The sequence below is a fragment of the Nocardia sp. NPDC051832 genome (assembly GCF_040681285.1).
Lineage (GTDB): Bacteria > Actinomycetota > Actinomycetes > Mycobacteriales > Mycobacteriaceae > Nocardia.
In genome coordinates this window covers 144,850-162,453 of the sequence record NZ_JBFAYL010000007.1, presented here as the reverse complement: position 1 = coordinate 162,453, position 17,604 = coordinate 144,850, and the positions used below count along the sequence as shown (strand labels likewise).

17 protein-coding genes and 1 tRNA gene are annotated in these 17,604 nt (G+C 68.7%); 10 read left to right on the top strand and 8 right to left on the bottom strand.

The genetic code is table 11. The annotated features are described in order from the left end of the window. Positions 1–221: 221 nt before the first annotated feature. On the bottom strand, positions 222–1,322 hold the full coding sequence (locus tag AB0M14_RS34980) for a branched-chain amino acid aminotransferase (RefSeq protein WP_365003485.1): 1,101 nt from the start codon (positions 1,320–1,322) through the stop codon (positions 222–224). A 174-nt stretch (positions 1,323–1,496) separates the two neighbouring features. Further along, positions 1,497–2,597 (bottom strand): glycine cleavage system aminomethyltransferase GcvT, encoded by a 1,101-nt coding sequence (gene gcvT / locus AB0M14_RS34975; RefSeq protein ID WP_365003482.1) that lies wholly within the window; start codon positions 2,595–2,597, stop codon positions 1,497–1,499. A 157-nt stretch (positions 2,598–2,754) separates the two neighbouring features. Here gcvT and AB0M14_RS34970 point away from each other — a divergent pair, with 157 nt between their 5' ends. Next, positions 2,755–4,269: a leucyl aminopeptidase gene (locus AB0M14_RS34970; protein ID WP_365003479.1), complete on the top strand. Its 1,515-nt coding sequence runs from the start codon at positions 2,755–2,757 to the stop codon at positions 4,267–4,269. 134 nt (positions 4,270–4,403) lie between these two features. Here the strand turns inward: AB0M14_RS34970 and AB0M14_RS34965 are convergent, their stop codons facing one another. Continuing rightward, a complete protein-coding gene (locus AB0M14_RS34965) occupies positions 4,404–5,330 on the bottom strand; it encodes an AraC family transcriptional regulator (protein ID WP_365003476.1) in 927 nt (308 codons plus the stop codon). Between the two features lie 83 nt (positions 5,331–5,413). Between AB0M14_RS34965 and AB0M14_RS34960 the strand changes: the two genes are divergently transcribed. Both AB0M14_RS34960 and AB0M14_RS34955 read left to right on the top strand, forming a co-directional pair. Further along, the gene (locus AB0M14_RS34960) at positions 5,414–6,052 is read left to right on the top strand and encodes a peroxiredoxin-like family protein (RefSeq protein WP_365003473.1); all 639 of its coding nucleotides are present in this window, start codon (positions 5,414–5,416) and stop codon (positions 6,050–6,052) included. 145 nt (positions 6,053–6,197) lie between these two features. Continuing rightward, complete coding sequence (locus AB0M14_RS34955) at positions 6,198–7,274, top strand: hypothetical protein (RefSeq protein WP_365003471.1); 1,077 nt, start codon at positions 6,198–6,200, stop codon at positions 7,272–7,274. 101 nt (positions 7,275–7,375) lie between these two features. Here the strand turns inward: AB0M14_RS34955 and AB0M14_RS34950 are convergent, their stop codons facing one another. After that, complete coding sequence (locus AB0M14_RS34950) at positions 7,376–7,738, bottom strand: oxidoreductase (RefSeq protein WP_365003469.1); 363 nt, start codon at positions 7,736–7,738, stop codon at positions 7,376–7,378. A 260-nt stretch (positions 7,739–7,998) separates the two neighbouring features. On the opposite strand from AB0M14_RS34950, the gene sucB reads away from it, so the two are divergent. Then, positions 7,999–9,756, top strand: a complete 1,758-nt coding sequence (sucB, locus tag AB0M14_RS34945) for a 2-oxoglutarate dehydrogenase, E2 component, dihydrolipoamide succinyltransferase (RefSeq protein ID WP_365003466.1) — start codon at positions 7,999–8,001, stop codon at positions 9,754–9,756. A gap of 7 nt (positions 9,757–9,763) precedes the next feature. Then, complete coding sequence (locus tag AB0M14_RS34940) at positions 9,764–10,672, top strand: TIGR01777 family oxidoreductase (RefSeq protein WP_365003463.1); 909 nt, start codon at positions 9,764–9,766, stop codon at positions 10,670–10,672. A gap of 160 nt (positions 10,673–10,832) precedes the next feature. Here the strand turns inward: AB0M14_RS34940 and AB0M14_RS34935 are convergent, their stop codons facing one another. Then, the gene (locus tag AB0M14_RS34935; protein ID WP_365003460.1) at positions 10,833–11,267 is read right to left on the bottom strand and encodes a VOC family protein; all 435 of its coding nucleotides are present in this window, start codon (positions 11,265–11,267) and stop codon (positions 10,833–10,835) included. Positions 11,268–11,456: 189 nt separating this feature from the next. Here AB0M14_RS34935 and AB0M14_RS34930 point away from each other — a divergent pair, with 189 nt between their 5' ends. The 5 genes from AB0M14_RS34930 to AB0M14_RS34910 all read left to right on the top strand — a co-directional run bounded on the left by AB0M14_RS34930 (position 11,457) and on the right by AB0M14_RS34910 (position 14,799). Then, positions 11,457–11,990 (top strand): N-acetyltransferase family protein, encoded by a 534-nt coding sequence (locus tag AB0M14_RS34930; RefSeq protein WP_365003457.1) that lies wholly within the window; start codon positions 11,457–11,459, stop codon positions 11,988–11,990. A gap of 190 nt (positions 11,991–12,180) precedes the next feature. Further along, positions 12,181–12,936 (top strand): lipoyl(octanoyl) transferase LipB, encoded by a 756-nt coding sequence (lipB, locus tag AB0M14_RS34925; protein ID WP_365003453.1) that lies wholly within the window; start codon positions 12,181–12,183, stop codon positions 12,934–12,936. A gap of 10 nt (positions 12,937–12,946) precedes the next feature. Beyond that, positions 12,947–13,963 (top strand): lipoyl synthase, encoded by a 1,017-nt coding sequence (gene lipA / locus AB0M14_RS34920; protein WP_365003450.1) that lies wholly within the window; start codon positions 12,947–12,949, stop codon positions 13,961–13,963. A 49-nt stretch (positions 13,964–14,012) separates the two neighbouring features. Beyond that, entirely contained in the window at positions 14,013–14,348 is a 336-nt protein-coding gene (locus AB0M14_RS34915) for a hypothetical protein (RefSeq protein WP_365003447.1), read from the top strand. A 127-nt stretch (positions 14,349–14,475) separates the two neighbouring features. After that, a complete protein-coding gene (locus AB0M14_RS34910) occupies positions 14,476–14,799 on the top strand; it encodes a hypothetical protein (protein ID WP_365003445.1) in 324 nt (107 codons plus the stop codon). Positions 14,800–14,848: 49 nt separating this feature from the next. Here the strand turns inward: AB0M14_RS34910 and AB0M14_RS34905 are convergent, their stop codons facing one another. From AB0M14_RS34905 to AB0M14_RS34895, 3 genes are all read right to left on the bottom strand, one after another. Then, complete coding sequence (locus AB0M14_RS34905; protein ID WP_365003442.1) at positions 14,849–16,444, bottom strand: TROVE domain-containing protein; 1,596 nt, start codon at positions 16,442–16,444, stop codon at positions 14,849–14,851. A 244-nt stretch (positions 16,445–16,688) separates the two neighbouring features. Continuing rightward, positions 16,689–16,753: transfer RNA gene (locus AB0M14_RS34900), tRNA-Ser, on the bottom strand. Positions 16,754–16,863: 110 nt separating this feature from the next. After that, positions 16,864–17,598: a DJ-1/PfpI family protein gene (locus tag AB0M14_RS34895; RefSeq protein ID WP_365003439.1), complete on the bottom strand. Its 735-nt coding sequence runs from the start codon at positions 17,596–17,598 to the stop codon at positions 16,864–16,866. Positions 17,599–17,604 lie beyond the last annotated feature (6 nt).

The window sequence follows — 17,604 nt, the reverse complement described above, 5'->3', positions numbered from 1 at the left end:
GTGGGAGCCGGGCCCCCGGACCTTTCCACGGCACCGCCGCACGCCGAAATCCCCAGCACCGCAACGACAACCCCGACAACGACGAACCCGCGCATTTCAGCCCCCGATATCCTGCGCGCCACGCTATCCCAGCACGACCGAGTCGAGGCAACGATAGGTGACCGACCGGCACAACCAAAACGGGCCAGGCGCTTTCCGCGCCTGGCCCGTTTTTCGTGAGCTCAGCTCATCGGGTTCATCCACCCGTGGATATCGGCGAACGTGCCGCGCTGGATTCCGGTCAGCGTGTCGCGCAGCGCCATGGTGACCTCACCGGGCTGTCCGCCGCCGATGGTGAAGTCGCCCTCCGCGGAGTGCACCGAACCGACCGGGGTGATGACAGCGGCGGTACCGCAACCGAAAACCTCGGTGATCTCACCGGATTCGGCGCCCTTGCGCCATTCGTCCACCGACACCAACCGCTCTTCGACCTTGAACCCGGAGTCCGCGGCCAGGGTGAGCAGCGAATCGCGGGTGATGCCGGGCAGCAGCGACCCGGACAGTTCCGGAGTCACCAGCCGCGCCTGCGAACCGGACCCGTACACGAAGAACAGGTTGTTGGTGCCCATCTCCTCGACGTAGCGGCGCTCGCACGCGTCCAGCCAGACCACCTGGTCACAGCCCTTCTCCGAGGCCTGCGCCTGGGCGAGCAGCGACGCCGCGTAGTTACCCGCGACCTTCGCCTCGCCGGTGCCGCCCGGAGCCGCCCGCACGAACTCGTTGGACAGCCACACCCGGACCGGCTTGACCCCGCCCTTGAAGTACGCGCCCGCCGGCGAACCGAGCAGCAGGTACTTGTAGGAGTCGGCGGGCTTCACACCCACGCCGATCTCGGTCGCGAACATGAACGGCCGCAGGTAGAGCGAATCCTCGCCGCCGGCCGCGGGCACCCAGCGCTCGTCCACGGCGAGCAGCTGGCGCACCGATTCGACGAACAGCTCCTCCGGTAGTTCGGCCATCGCCATGCGGCGGGCGGAACGCTGGAAACGGGCGGCGTTGGCGTCGATGCGGAAACAGGACAGGCTGCCGTCACCCTGCCGGTAGGCCTTCAGGCCCTCGAAGATGGCCTGGCCGTAGTGGAACACCATGGTGGCCGGATCCATCGAGAGCGAACCGTACGGCTCGACCCGCGCGGCGCCCCACTGACCGTCGGTGTAGTCGATCGACACCATGTGGTCGGTGAAGTACCGGCCGAAGCCGGGCGCCGCCAGTACTTCCTGTACCCGCTGCGCCGGGGCGGGCGCGGGATGAGGAATACGGGTGAACTGTGCGGCAACGGTCATGACGCTGATCCTAACTCTGTCCGATTTCCCACGGTGCGCCTGTTTGGCCGTCCGCTCGAGCAGAGGTTGGCCTACCCGGTGTGACTCCCGCAACTCGCCACTCCGCTCCTGGCAACTCGGCCAGCAACACCCGGCCCAGCCGAGGCCCAACTGAGCAGATAGCCCAGCGCGGGCTTAGGCCGTCCGCGCCTGCACGAACGGCGGCTTGACGACCTCACAGCGCAGGCGGCGGCCCCGGACATCGACCTCGACCTCGTCGCCGGGGGTGAGGCCGGCGTCGGTGTCGAGCAGAGCCAGGGCGATGCCGACCTTCAACGACGGGGAGAAGGTGCCGGAGGTGGTCTCCCCGACGGGCTCGCCGTCGCGCAGCACCGGCTGGCCCTGCCGGAGGACCCCTCGATCCAGCGCCTTGAGTCCCATCAGCAACCGGCGCGGCCCCTCGGCCTTCTCCTTGGCCAGCGCTTCCCGGCCCCAGAATTCCGGCTTCTTCCAGCCGACTGCCCAGCCCGCACGGGCCTGCACCGGCGAAATCTCCAGCGACAGTTCGTGTCCGTGCAGCGGGTAGCCCATTTCGGTGCGCAAGGTGTCGCGGGCGCCGAGCCCGGCGGGCTGGCCGCCGGCGGCCTGCACCTGCTCGGTGAGCGCCCGGAACAGATCGGCGCCATCGGCCCAGCGCGGCAGCAGTTCGTAGCCGTGCTCGCCGGTGTAGCCGGTGCGGCACACCCGAACAGGACGCCCGTCCCATTCGGCGTCGGCGTAGGCCATGTACTCCAGCTCGGTCGGCAGACCCAGCGCGGTCAGCACCTCGGCCGACTTCGGCCCCTGCACCGCGAAGACCGCGTACTCGCGGTGCTCATCGGTCACGGTGATGCCCGCAGGCGCCACCTTCTGCAGCTCGGCCACCACGGCCGCGGTATTCGCGGCGTTCGGCACGAGGAAGATCTCGTCATCGCTGACGTAGTAGGCGATCAGATCGTCGATGACGCCACCGTCGGCCTGGCAGCACAGCGTGTACTGCGCCTTGCCCGGACGGATCCGCTCCAGATCGTTGGTGAGCGCCGAGTTCACGAAATCCTTCGCACCCGCACCGCGCACAGTCGCCTTACCGAGATGGCTGACATCGAACAGCCCGACGGTGCCGCGCACCGCCTGATGCTCGGCGACCGTGCCCGCGTACGAGACCGGCATCTCCCACCCACCGAACGGCGCGAAGGTGGCTCCGAGCTCGACGTGGACAGCGTGGATGGGGCCCTGCAGCAGCTTCGTATCGGTCACCCGGCGAGCTTAACCATGTCCAGGCGGCGGCATAGCAGGTACGGGCTGAGCCACCGGTTCGAGCTGCCGTAGGCGCTGGCCGACGACGCTCCTCCGCACCGCGTGTCTCCTCCGGCTCGCCGCGAACAAGATCGCGGCGGACGATAACCTGAGCCGCATGACCGCTGTTGCAGATCGCTCGCTAGGACCGGAACTGGCACGCATCCAGACCATCAACCCCGACACCGATGTCCTGGTGATCGGGTTGACGTCGTCGGAGAACGGTCCGTCCATCGTCCCCGCGGACTTGTTCGGCGATGTGCTGTCCGAGGACATCCGCGCGGAACTGCTGGATCAGCTCGGCGCGGTCGGCGCGAAGGGCAAGGCCGAGGAACTCACCCGGGTCCCCGCGCCCGCCGGTCTCGACGACGTCACCAGCGTGCTGGCCGTCGGCCTGGGCGCGGCCGACAAGATCGACGAGGAGCAGGTGCGCAAGTCGGCCGGTGTGGCCGCGCGCTCGCTGTCGGGCACCGAACTGGTCGCGACCACGCTCGGCGGCGTCGACCTCGGCGCCGCCGCGGAAGGTTTCTACCTCGGCGCCTACACCTTCACCCCGTTCAAGTCGACGAAGTCCGCGCCGAAGCCGGACGAACAGCCGGTGGCCCGCGTCGAATTCCTGGTCCCCGAACCGGATTTCGGCGAGAACGCGCTGCTGCGCGCCCAGCTGACCGCCGAAGCGGTCGCCACCGCACGGGATTTCGTGAACACTCCGCCCAGTCACCTCTACCCCGCCGAGTTCGCCGACCGGGCCAAGCAGCTCGCGGAGGCGGCCGGCCTCGAGGTCGAGATTCTGGACGAACACGCTTTGGCCGCAGGCGGTTTCGGCGGCATCCTCGGCGTCGGCAAGGGCTCCTCGCGCCCGCCGCGCCTGGTCCGGCTGACCTACGCGGGCGGCCCGAAGAAGGTCGCGCTGGTCGGTAAGGGCATCACCTTCGACACCGGCGGCATCTCCATCAAGCCCGCGCAGAACATGGAGAACATGACCTCGGACATGGCCGGCGCCGCCGCGGTCGTGGCCACCACGCTGCTCGCCGCGCGCCTGGGCGTGCCGATCACGGTCACCGCGACCGTGCCGATGGCCGAGAACATGCCGTCCTCCACCGCCCAGCGCCCCGGCGACGTCCTCACGCAGTACGGCGGCACCACCGTCGAGGTGCTCAACACCGACGCCGAGGGCCGCCTCATCCTGGCCGACGCGATGGTCCGGGCCTGCGAGGACGATCCCGACTACCTCATCGACGTCGCCACCCTCACCGGCGCGCAGATGGTCGCCCTGGGCACCCGCACCCCGGGCGTCATGGGCACCGAAGAATTCCGCGACCGCGTCGCCTTCATCTCCCGCGCGATCGGCGAAAACGGCTGGGCCATGCCCCTTCCCACCGAACTGCGCGCCGACCTGAACTCCAAGATCGCCGACCTGGCCAACGTCGCACCGCATCGCTGGGGCGGCATGCTCTCGGCCGGGTTGTTCCTCAAGGAGTTCGTCCCCGAAGGCGTCCAGTGGGCCCACCTCGACGTCGCGGGCCCGGCCTACAACACCGGCGGCCCGTTCGGCTACATCGGCAAGGGCGGCACAGGTGTGCCGGTGCGCACGCTGATCGCGGTCATCGAGGACATCGCCGCCGCGGAGTAACCGTTGCGACCGCACGCCCCGAACGGATTCCGTTCGGGGCGTTCCCATTCCGGCACCGGGATGAGCACACCTACTGACGGTCGATTGCCCGAATTCTGGGTGCTCCGCTGACAATCGGGATGCCTGACGTGTCGTCACGAGCACGGTGGGGCACGGTGCGAGAGCCGGTACGCGGCAGGAGATTCCCCGTGCGCACGCTTGAAGGCGCGGGAGAAGGCGAACTCCGAGGCGTAGCCCACGTTCTTACCCACGGCGGCAATGGAATCCGGAGTGTCGCGCAGCCGGCGGGCGGCCAGTTCCAGGCGCCAGCGGGTCAAGTAGGACAGCGGTGGTTCGCCGACCAGAGTGGTGAAACGGCGGGCCAAGGTGGCGCGCGAGACACCGACCTTGCCGGCGATTTCCTCGATGGTCCACGGGTGCGCCGGGTGCTCGTGCATCACCGACATCGCACCGGAGATTTCCGGATCACGCAGTCCCGCGAGCCAAGACGCTCCGTCCTCGGCGCGCAGCTCGGCCCACACCCGCAGCATCTGGACAAACAGGATGTCGACCAGACGGTCGGTGACCGTCTGTGCGCCAGGGCGTTCCGCGGCGAGTTCGGCGGCCAGCATGGTGACGGTGGCCGCCATCTCGCGATGCGCGGGGGTCTGGCCCGCCGGGATGTGCACCAGCGGCGGCAGCACCCGCAGCAGCGGATGGTTGGGGAAGGCGTCGTATCGGTACGCGCCGCAGACGATCGTCGTCTCCCGGCCCGGCCCGCGAAGGTGTATTCGCTGCCGCCCGGTCCCGGCCTCGGTCTGCTGAGCCGGGACGAGGTCTACCTCCGGCGCACTGCACAGTGCGTGCCCGACTCCCGTTGGCAGCAGCGTGAAGTCGCCCGCGGCGAGCTGCACAGGTTCGGCGCCGGGCCGGACCAGCCAGCAGGCGCCCGCGAGGATCGCGTGGAACGTCGCCTTCGGCATGTCGTCCATCTTGATCCCCCACGGCGCGGCCGCGGTCAGATGCGCGGTGACCACGCCGCCGAGCTTGGTCGCCGCGAGCACATCGGCCAGCACATCCACACACTCACCATATGAGACTTTCGGCTATGTATCAGCGCTTTCGAGTCATGGGCCCGGCGAACCTCCCGGAATACCGTGAACGCATGACGAAAAGCTATGCCGAACAGCGCATCTCACTCACGCAGCAGCTTGCGGCACAAGCGCCCGCCGAGCTGCTGTCCCGCTTCGACGCGCACGCCGAAGCGCTCACTCAACTCGGCGGTGCTGCCGCCGCCAACGGCACCCGGGCACCCGACTTCACCCTCCTCGACGCCACCGGGCGGAAGTTCGCACTCGCCACCGCACTCGCCGACGGCCCCGTCGTGCTCACCTTCTATCGCGGCGGCTGGTGCCCGTTCTGCAATCTGCAGCTCCACCTCTTGCAGGCGGCCCTCCCGCAATTCCGCTCGCACGGTGGGCGATTGGTGGCCATCTCACCGGAATCCCCGGACGACTCGCTCACCACCGCCGAGAAGCACGCGCTGGAATTCGACGTCCTGTCCGATCCCGACCTCGCGACGGCCCGCGCGTACGGGCTGGAATACGTTGTCGAGGAAGGAATCCGGGATGCCTTCCGCGCCACCGGAACCGACCTCGGCGCCACTGGCTGGCGACTGCCCATCTCGGCGACCTACGTCATCGGCGCCGACGGCCTGATCCACTTCGCCCACGTCAACGGCGACTTCCGCGTGCGCGCCGAGATCGCCGACATCCTTCACGCGCTATCCACCGTGTCGGCCTGAACCCTCGGGTCAGGCCACTGACATTTTGAGACAGTTCCTTGTTGCCAACACTAATTCGAGTTCGCAACAAGGAATCTTTCTGATAAACCGGGTGCATTCGCGTCACACCGGCGCGGCCAACCATCTCACGCCCCGGAGCCCGCCGATGAGGACCTCCATCATCACCTCGGCCATCATCCTGTTTGCCTGCGCCGCAACGACTCCCGGGCTAGCCGACACCGGTTCCGCGGGACTGATGGCCCCGCGGACGTTCACGGTGACCACCACTGCCGACGCAGCCGCCGCCCGCCCGCTGAGCGGTGAATGCCGTACCGCCGCAGGCGAATGCACGCTGCGCGCGGCAACCCAGGCGGCGAACGCGCGGCCGGGCAGCACCATCGTGCTGCCCGCCGGGCGCTACGTGCTGACCGTCCCGCCGAACCCCCTGCACATCAACGCACCGTTCATCGACCCGACCACCGGCGACCTCGACATCACCGCGCACACCATCGTCCGGGGCGCGGGCCGGGAGGAAACCGTCATCGACGCGAACCGGATCGATCGGGTCCTGCTCACCGCCGCCAACGTCACCCTCACGGACCTGACCATCACCGGCGGGGCGACCGCGCAGCGCGAGATTCCGTTCTACGACACCGGCGGCGGTGGCATCGCCAACGGCGGCAACCTCGTCCTCGATCGGGTCACCGTCTCCGGAAACGCCGCGCATTACGGCGGCGGCATCTTCAACGTCCCGCAGGCCGACATGAAGATGACCGACAGCCTCATCACCGGCAATTACGCCGAGGAGGCGGGTGGGGTGCGCTGCGACAACACCTGCACCTTCACCAACTCCCAGATCATCGGCAACCGTGTGGTGAACGCCCAGAAATGGTATCGGCCGGGCGGTTTCGCCGGCCGTGGCGGCGGCCTCGACATCCGCGGCTTCGGCCCGGTGCTGCTGATCGACTCAGTGGTCGAAGGCAACAGCGCCAGCGACAGCGGCGGTGGCATCAATATCGCCCCGGCCTACCTCGACACCATCCCCGAGCCGATCAACAACGTCCTGGACGGGGGCGCGGGAATTCTCATCCTGACCAATTCCCGAATCGTCGGCAATCGCGTCGGCCCGGGCATCCAGAACTGCGATTCCGTTTTCGCACAGATCGTTTCCACCGGCGGCAATGTCAGCGACGACCAGTCTTGTGCGCTCACCGCGCGCGGCGACGAGATCCGCCCCAGCTAGGAGTCCGCATGGGTTCGTTCAACATGGGCGGGTGGGCGACCACCTTCACCCACATCTACACCTGGATCGTCTCGGTGCTCATCTCCGGATCGTCGTCCGGCTCATAGGTCCCGGAGTTCCTGTTCGAACGCGCGCTGCCGCTCGATCTTCTTGCGGGCGTCGTAGTCGCGCATGCGTTGCGGGTAGCCCGTCTTGCCGACGTCGTACACGGGAATGTGCAAATCTCCGGCAAGCCGGGCCGCGCCCCGCTCGCCGACGATCCGGCGGGTCCATTCCCCGTCCGCGGCGATCAACACTACTGTGACATCGGTCACTGTGGTTTTGGGCTCCACGTAACCCTCCACGCCGACATGCGTGCGGACCCATTCGCGCATGTAGCGCAGGTCCTCCCTGGCCGAGGTCCCCGCACGTGGCGCGGTACCCCCGCCCCTACCGGTGCCCTTGAACCGATCAAGTAAACCCATCAGCGCCGACCTCCTAACTACCCCGGAGACGCCAACACCCATCTTGCCAGCTCGTTAAGATTTCCCGGGTTTGTTAGCTGCCCTGTGCTACACGCCACGCGGACGAGTGCAAGGATGGATCGCGGTACAAGGAACCACCCAGATCCTCGGTGCCACCAGAACCATCGGTGGCTTTCGGGCATTCGTCGCGACCTGCGGCGGCGGCCTGCCGAAGATCAACTGTTGCAAAATCCGTCGAGCAGTCAGAGGAGTCAACGGACATGGCCTTCTCCGTCCAGATGCCGGCTCTTGGTGAGAGCGTCACCGAGGGAACGGTGACCAGGTGGCTGAAGCAGGAAGGAGACACGGTCGAGGTCGACGAGCCACTGCTCGAGGTCTCCACCGACAAGGTCGACACCGAGATCCCGTCCCCCGTGGCGGGTGTGCTGTCGAAGATCGTCGCCAATGAGGACGATGTAGTCGAGGTCGGCGGTGAGCTCGGCGTGATCAGCGATGCTGGCGAAGCCTCCGCATCCGCCCCGGCTCCTGCCCCCGAAGCCGCCCCCGCGCCCGAGCCGCAGGCCGCCCCCGAGCCGCAGCCCGAACCCGAACCCGAGCCCCAGCCCACCGCCCAGCAAGCCCCCGCGGCTTCCGGCAACGGCAACGGCGGCTCCGGCACCCCCGTGAAGATGCCCGAGCTGGGCGAATCCGTCACCGAGGGCACCGTCACCCGCTGGCTCAAGGCCGTCGGTGACGAGATCGCCGTCGACGAGCCGCTGCTCGAGGTGTCCACCGACAAGGTCGACACCGAGATCCCGTCGCCCGTCGCGGGCACCCTGCTGGAGATCACCGCGCAGGAGGACGACGTCGTCGCCGTCGGCGGTCAGCTGGGTGTGATCGGCAGTGGTCAGCCCGCCGCCAAGGCGCCGGAACCCAAGCCGGAACCCAAGCCCGAGCCGAAGCCGGAACCGAAGCCCGAGCCCGCCCCCGCGGCGAAGGCCCCGGCGCCCGCTCCCGCTCCCGCCCCGAAGGCTCCGGCCCCGCAGCCGCCGGCGCAGGCCCCGGCCGCCTCGTCGTCGTCCTCGGGTAACGGCGCGACCCCGTACGTCACTCCGCTGGTCCGCAAGCTGGCCGACGAGAACGGCGTCGATCTGTCCTCGCTCACCGGTTCCGGTGTCGGCGGCCGCATCCGCAAGCAGGATGTGCTCGCCGCGGCCGAGGCCAAGAAGGCGCCGGCTGCCGCTACCGCGACCGCCGCCGCTCCCGCCGCCAAGGCGCCGTCCGCTCCCGCGGCCGCTGCCCCGCAGCTGGCGCATCTGCGTGGCACCACGCAGAAGGCCAACCGGATCCGCCAGATCACGGCCACCAAGACCCGGGAATCGCTGCAGACCACCGCGCAGCTGACCCAGGTGCACGAGGCCGACGTCACCAAGATCGCGGCCCTGCGGGCCCAGGCCAAGGCGTCGTTCAAGGAGCGCGAAGGCGTCAACCTGACGTTCCTGCCGTTCTTCGCCAAGGCGGTCGTCGAGGCCCTGGGTGTGCACCCGAACGTCAACGCGTCCTACGACGAGTCGACCAAGGAGGTCACCTACCACGCGGCCGTCCACCTGGGCGTCGCCGTGGATACCGATAAGGGTCTGCTGTCTCCGGTCATCCACAACGCCAGCGATCTGTCGCTGGCCGGCCTGGCTCGCGCCATCGCCGATATCGCCAACCGGGCCCGCAACGGTGGCCTCAAGCCGGACGAGCTGTCCGGCGGCACCTTCACCATCACCAATATCGGTTCGCAGGGCGCGCTCTTCGACACCCCGATCCTGGTGACGCCGCAGGCGGGCATGCTGGGCACCGGCGCGATCGTCAAGCGCCCGGTGGTGGTGACCGACGAGACCGGCAACGAGTCCATCGGCGTTCGCTCGATGTGCTACCTGCCGCTCACCTACGATCACCGTCTCATCGACGGCGCCGACGCGGGTCGCTTCCTGACCACGATCCGGCACCGGCTCGAGGAAGCGGCGTTCGAGGCCGATCTCGGTCTGTAAGTACGCGATGAAGGTTGTGATCGCCGGGTCCTCCGGGTTGATCGGGACAGCGCTCGTCGCGGCCCTGCGCCGCGACGGGCACGAGGTGGCCCGGCTGGTACGCCGGGCCGCCGGTGCCCCCGACGAATTCACCTGGGACCCAGTCCGCGCCGAACTGGACGCTCGCGCCCTGCGCGGCGCGGACGCGGTCGTCAACCTCTGTGGCGCTTCGATCGGCGGGCGGCGCTGGAACGGCAGCTACAAACAGGAGCTGCGCGACAGCCGTCTCACGCCGACCGATGTGCTGGCTTCCGCGGTCGCCGCCGAAGGGGTGCCGGTGCTGGTCAACGCCAGCGGTGTGCACTACTACGGCGGCGCGACCGGTGACCGCGTGGTCGACGAATCCGCCCCCGCCGGAACCGGTTTCCTGGCCACGCTGTGCCGGGACTGGGAAGCCGCGACCCGCCCGGCGACCGCGGCCGGTGCCCGCACCGTCCTGCTCCGCAGCGCGCCGGTGCTCACCCGGCACGGCGGCCTCCTCGGCCCGCTGAAACCGCTGTATTCGCTGGGTTTGGGTGGCCGCCTCGGCAACGGCCGGCAGTACACCCCGTGGATCTCGGAGGAGGACGAGATCGGCGCGATCCTCTTCGCGCTCACCCACGACACCGTCTCCGGCCCGATCAACGCCGTCGGCCCCGCCCCGGTGACCAACGCCGAATTCAACCGCGCCCTGGGCAAGGCCCTGCACCGCCCCGCCCCCTTCGTGGTCCCCGCCTTCGCCCTGCGCGCCATGGTCGGCGAATTCGCGGACGAGGCCATCCTGCACGGCCCCCGCGCGATCCCCACCGCGCTGGAAAACGCGGGCTACCACTTCCGCCACCCCACCATCGGCGCCGCCCTGGCCACCACTATCGGCCGCGACAGCGACGACCGCTAGCGCGGAATCACGCACGGTCACCCGAGACCACCGTCCGCCGGGTACCGGCCCCTCGACGCCGGGTGGCCATGTGCTGTGTCGATAGCGAGTGCGGGCGCCGGTCTGTGGCCACACAGGCCTGGCCGTCACCACACAGCGGTCGTGCTTCGGCACCGGGCGGCTAGTGGCTGCCGAAGTCGGGAAGGGTCACCGATCCGTCCGCTGCGAGGGGGAACCCAGGGTTGTGCGCGACCTCCCAGGCATGGCCGTCTGGGTCGACGAACGCGCTGGAGTAGAAGCCGATGGCGTTGATGGCAGCGGGTTTGGTGATGGTGCCCCCGGCGTCGGCGACCGCCGCGAGGATGCCGTCGACCTCTGCCTCGGACCGGACGTTGTGCGCCAAGGCAATCCCGCCGAACCCGGCCGTGGGCCCGGCCTCCAGACCACAGTCCTCGGCCAGCTTGCCGCGGTCCCACAGCACCACGCCCAGACCTCCGGCTTGGAAGAAGACCGTCTCCTCGACCTCTTGTCCCTGCCACCCCAGCGCCGCATAGAAGCGCTTGGCGCGAGCGAGATCGGAAACCCCCAGCGTGACCAACGTGATGCGCTGCTCCATCCGGTCACGGTACGCCGAGTTCGGCGCCCGGCTGGTGAATTTGCGCACTCGCCGAGGCCGCGACCTGGGCAAAGGGGAGCGCCTGCGCCTGGCCGAACGCGTCGGGCGCACCCGCATCGGCGACAATCGAGGGTCCAGTCCAGATCCGGCGGGGCGATTCGACCACCGGCGACCACGACAAGGCGATCGATGACCGACACCGAGTTACGTCCTGCCACCGTCATCCGCGATGCACGGGAAGACGATCTGCTGGCGATCCTGGATATCCACAACGCGAACATCGCCGCGTCCACCGCCATCTGGGACACCGATCTCGTGGGCTTGGACGACCGGCAGGCGTGGTTCCGGGATCGGACCGCGGCGGGCATGCCGATCCTGGTCGCCGAGATCGACGGGGAACTCGCCGGATACGCCAGTTATGGCCAGTGGCGGCCGAAGTCGGGGTACCGCTTCTCGGTGGAGAACTCGGTCTACATCGCCGAGCGCTTCCACCGCCGCGGCCTCGCCACCGCCCTGCTCACCGAGCTGATCGCGCGCGCCCGCACCTCCGGCCGCGTGCACGCCATGATCGCCGCCATCGAGTCCTCCAACGCCGCCTCCGTCGCCCTGCACGAGCGGTTCGGCTTCGTCACCGTCGGTCAGCTGCCCGAGGTCGGCCACAAGTTCGGCCGCTGGATGGACCTGACCCTGATGCAGCTGACACTCCCGGTCGGTCAGCGGTAACCGGGGTTCGCACAGACCGGGTCAGCCACCGCGCATGTGCAATCGCACGTGTGAGCTCACCTGCGGCAGTGTGTTGTTCGCCTGATGCCACAGGTAGGCAGCACCGGCCCCGCACCGACGGCAATTCCAGTGGCTCGAAGCACACCGGCCCCCTGTACCCGCTGCCCGATCTGGGCGTAGCGTCACCAAGGTGAACGACACGCGTACCACTTGGTCCGCCAGATTCGATACGACCCCGATCGTGGTCGAGGATCTCGGGCTCATCGACTACCACAGTGCGTGGGACCTGCAGCGCACCATCGCCGCGGAGCGGGCCGAAGGCACCGGATCCGATCGCCTGCTGCTGCTGGAACACCCGTCGGTGTACACCGCGGGCAGACGCACCGAAGCCGAGGACCTGCCCATCGACGGCAGCCCGGTGGTGCAGGTGGATCGCGGCGGCAAGATCACCTGGCACGGTCCCGGGCAGCTGGTCGGTTACCCGATCGTGCGGCTGGCCGAGCCGGTGGACGTCGTGCACTACGTGCGCCGCCTCGAGGAAGCCCTGATCTCGGTCATCTCCGGCCTGGGCGTGCCCTGCGGCCGCATCGAAGGCCGCTCCGGCGTGTGGCTACCCGCCACCGACCTGTTCGCCGAACGCAAGATCGCCGCCATCGGCGTGCGCGTGCAGCGCGGTGTTGCGCTGCACGGCATCTCGCTGAACTGCAACTCCGCCATGGACGGCTTCCAGGCCATCATCCCGTGCGGTATCCGCGATGCCGGCGTCACCACCCTGACCCGCGAGCTGGGCCGGGAAGTCACCGTCGCCGAGGTGAAGCCGCTGGTGTCCGCCGCGATCGTGCGCGCGCTGGACGGCGAGTTGCCAGTTACCGGTCACGATATTCCCCGTGTCGGAAATGCCACAGCCGCCGACACAGCCCGTTCCGCGAAATCAGCCCAGGCGTAAGGTCGATCACGTGACCTCAGCTCAAGCCCCGGCAGGACGCAAACTGCTGCGGATCGAAGCGCGCAACTCGGAGACCCCGATCGAGCGCAAGCCCAAGTGGATTCGTACCCGCGCCACCATGGGCCCCGAGTACTCCGAACTCAAGGGCCTGGTCAAACGCGAAGGCCTGCACACCGTCTGTGAAGAAGCCGGCTGTCCCAACATCTTCGAATGCTGGGAAGACCGCGAAGCCACCTTCCTGATCGGTGGCGAGCAGTGCACCCGCCGCTGCGACTTCTGCCAGATCGACACCGGCAAACCCGCCGCACTCGACCGCGACGAGCCCCGCCGCGTCGCCGAGAGCGTCCAGGCGATGGGCCTGCGCTACTCCACCATCACCGGCGTCGCCCGCGACGACCTGGAGGACGGCGGCGCCTGGCTCTACGCCGAAACGGTGCGCGCCATCAAGGCCCTGAACCCGTCGACCGGCGTCGAACTGCTCATCCCCGACTTCAACGCCGAGCCGGATCAGCTCGCCGAGGTCTTCTCCTCCCGCCCCGAGGTCCTCGCCCACAACCTGGAGACGGTGCCGCGCATCTTCAAGCGGATCCGCCCGGCCTTCCGGTACGAGCGTTCGCTCGCGGTATTGACCGCCGCGCGCGAAGCGGGCCTGGTCACCAAGTCCAACCTGATCCTCGGCATGGGCGAGACCCCGGAAGAGGTCACCCAGGCGATGCGCGACCTGCACGAGGCGGGTTGCGACATCCTCACCATCACCCAGTACCTGCGCCCCTCGCCCCGCCACCACCCGGTGGATCGCTGGGTGAAGCCGGAGGAGTTCGTGGAGCACTCCAAGATGGCCGAGGAGATCGGTTTCGCCGGGGTCATGGCCGGTCCGCTGGTCCGCTCGTCCTACCGCGCCGGCCGCCTCTACGCCCAGGCGATGGCGCACCACGGCCGCGAAATCCCGTCCACCATGGCGCATTTGGCCCAGGAAGGCACTGCCTCCCAGGAAGCCAGCGCGGTCCTGGCGCGGTTCGGCAGCTAGGTTTCGCGGAACCCCGCACGGTGGCGTGCGGGGTTCCCCGGTCATCCCGATGAGCAAAATCAGAGTCGACAACCCGGTCGCGACCGGTCGCCTGCAATGGATTCCCGGCGCGCACCCCTTCGGCCTGCCGACCGCCCCGGTCTACACGCCGACCGCCCTGCCCGGCCTGGGCGGCAATATCCGCCTGCACGATGTGCTGCTCACCATCCTGATCGAACGCACCGGCCAGCTCTCCGACGAGGGCGAACTGGTGCAGATCGGGTTCGTCGTCCCCACGCTGGCCGACCCCCACCTCTACCCCGGCGCGCAGTGGACGATCCTCGAGCGATCCCGTCCGGTAGCGGAACTGTCGATCAAAGCAGTCCTGATCAAAACCTCCAGCTAGCCCATTCGGCAGCCCGCGCCTCAGGTTCCGGCCCGGAATCATTACTCAGCGCACTGAACTGGCGTTTTATCTCGGCGGAGCGGAATCGGGATGGTTCCGGCACCCTTCCCCGGCGTCGACTACACCCATGAATCGATGGATGAAAGCCGCCGCCACCCTTGCCGCCATCGCACCGGCGTTGCTGCCGATCTCGTGCTCGAAGGGCCTGGAAGGCATGGTCGGCAGCTACGACGAAACTCCCGTCTATGCCCGTGCCGACTACGAGAGCGAGCAAGTCGCAACGCTGAACGTGTACTCCAAAGTCACTGTCGAATGCCACACCGCGAGTGGCTACTTCAAGATCTCGTTCACCGACGGCAGCAAGAAGAAGAAAGGGTACGTCAGCGATGACACGTCCATCGCCGGCCCGGGCGGCACCGAGCTGACCGCGTCGAACGTCCCGGATTGCTGAGACGTCGTCCGGGCTGTGGGCCGACCTCGCCATGAGGCCGGCCCACACCCTAGCCGCGTGCGAAGTCCGCGAGCAGCGCCGGAACCGCCGCGTCGAACCCCGCGACATCCAGCATCCCGGCGTCCGACGGATCGGCGATGGTGAAGTTCGTCGCGGTCATGCCGACCACGACGAGCTTCGCCTCCGGGTTGATCCGCTCGCGATACTGCCGCAGCGCCTGGTGCGGGTGGATCTCGCCCGCCCAGGTCTCGTTGTCGGTGAACACGGTGAACACGTCGACCTCGAGCTTGCGCTCCAGCGCGTACCGCATCGGCAGCGAGCAGTCGGTGCCGCCGAAGGGCAGGTTGCTGACGGCGGTGATCGCGTTGTCGAGTCGCTGCCGCGGGCTGATCGCCAGGGGGATCAGCGCGCTCTCGCGCCAGTTGTCGGACGAGGACGCGGTGAAGCCGACGATCTCGTGTGCCGGTTCGATGCTCGCGGTCACCAGGGCCAAGGCGGCGGAGGCTTCCCGCGCGGAGATCGGGAGTCCGGAGATTCCCGCCGTCATCGAACCCGAGACGTCCAGCGCCAGCAGGTGCCGCTTCCCGGTCGGCTCGACGCTGCCGAACGCGGCGTAGAACGCCGCGTCGAGCGCGTCGACGATCGGGCGCGACGGCTCCCAGGTGCTCTCACCGCGGGCCGAACGACCGGAGGCGTAGGTGCGCAGCGCGACCAGCACCGACACCGGGTGCACCCGTGCCTTGCGCAGCCGCGCCGGGTCGGCGAGCTGCTGGGCGATGGCGGCGGTTCGCGGGCCGAGCGGCGACAGCAGCCCGAGCCGGGTCAGGCGCGGCAGCTGGCGCAGCAGCGCGGTCTGCGGAAGTCCGTTGTCCAGCAACGCTTCCCACACCTGCGCCTCGTTCAGCGCGGCGTCGGGCAGCATCTCCCACGACAGCCGGTACTCGCGCACCAGTGCCGGGAGCTGCGCGACCGGCGCGGCCTGCGCACGCTGGAATCCCTCGACGAACCGCAGCCCGTCCAGCGATCCGCCACGACCACAGACCCAATCGAACAGCCGGACGCGCGCGTCCTCACCGGTCGCCGGGTGCGACAGCCGCAGCAGGTCGCGGTGCGTCCAGCCTTCCCGCTGCCGGTACTTCACGACCTGATAGGCCAGGTCCTCGACCGGCTTCGCGGTGTACCAGGCGCCGACCGCGCGCCGCAGTCCGCGACCCCAGCCCCGGAACTGCTCGATGTAGCGCGCGAACAGGAACAGGTGGGTGCCGGTCCGGGCCACCAGCGGCAGCGCCGCGAGCGCGGTGCGCCGGCCGTCCTCGTCGCCCAGGGACGCCGCGGCAGCGAGCGCGAACAGCGCGGGGTTCTGCTTCGGCGCGCGGCCGGAGGTGGAGATCTCGACCACCTCACGCACCAGGTCGGCGGTGCGGTTGCGCGCGAAATCCATTACGACAGCAGCGTTTTCCTTCGCGAGTTCTTGCGACTGCACGTAATAGGTGCCACCGTCGACACCGAGAACCAGGAATCTGCGCAGCCGGACCTCGGGCGTCACCTCGAAGGTGAATCCGCCCGCGTTGTTGCGGACCTGCCGCGGGTCAGCCTGGATGTCCTGCGCGGTCGCGCGGGCGTTGATGCCTGCCAGTGCGTCCATGTCGTCCTCGATTCCGGGGCCTTTTCCGGCCTCCCCCACTCAAAACAGTTGGGCGAGAAGGACGGTCGTGGTGCGCCGACCGGACAAACACCGATTCTCACCGGTGTAAGCAGGACTCGAACCTGTAGATACCAGATAACCGGTCAACTCCGGCCCGTCCTTCTCGTCCCGGCAAACCTGGGGTGGGCGGGCATGGTAGCGCCGACCGACTGTACCGCTCTGCCAATTGAGCTACGACAGCTTGCGCCGCCGGCGGGACTCGAACCCGCAACCTGTCCATTAGAAGTGGATAACCGATCGATCTTCGGCCCGCCCACCTCGGTGTGCCGTACTGGAGAAACAGTAGATCGTTCCGGCGTGCGCCTGCCACCGAATTAATTGCGGCGGCAGGCACGTCCGGCCGGGTTCGAGCCGGCCGTTCACGAGGCCCGCTTGGCCGCCTTTTCCCGCACCCGATTCAGCGTCAGGCGCCACAGCGCCGTAGCGACATCAATCGGAACCCGCGGCGACGCAGCACGTTTGGTCATATCCAGCCGAGCCTTCCGCAGCACCGTCGCCGACGCCTTATCCGGATGTCCGCTGTCGAAGGGCGGGTGCGGATCGTACTCGATCCCCAGCTGCACGATCTGCGCGGTCTCCACCCCGGCGATCTCGCCCACCAGCCACAGCCCGAGATCGATGCCCGCGGAAACCCCTGCCGCGGTAGCGATCTTGCCGCTCCGCACCATCCGATCGTGCGGCCGCGACTCGGCCCCGAACGCCGCCAGCGCCGGCTGCGCCGCCCAGTGCGTGGTCGCCGGATGCCCGCGCAGGATATCCGCCGCCGCCAGCACCAGCGCCCCACTGCACACCGAGGTGGTCCATTGCGTGGTCTGATGCACCTGCCGCAACCACTCGATCAGCTCCTTGTCGGCCATCGCCCGGGGCGTCGAGGCCTCCGAGCCGGGCACCAGCACCAGATCCGGCGACGGCGTCTCGGCGAAGGTATGCGTCGCCCCGAGCACCAGCACACCACTGTCGGACACGATCGGCCCGACTTCGTTGGATACGAAGCGTATTTCGCTGTCCGGCAGCCCGCGCAGCACCTCGTAGGGCCCGATCGCGTCCAGCACGGTCAAGCCCGGATACAGCACGATCGCGATCTGAAATGCCATGTCGCA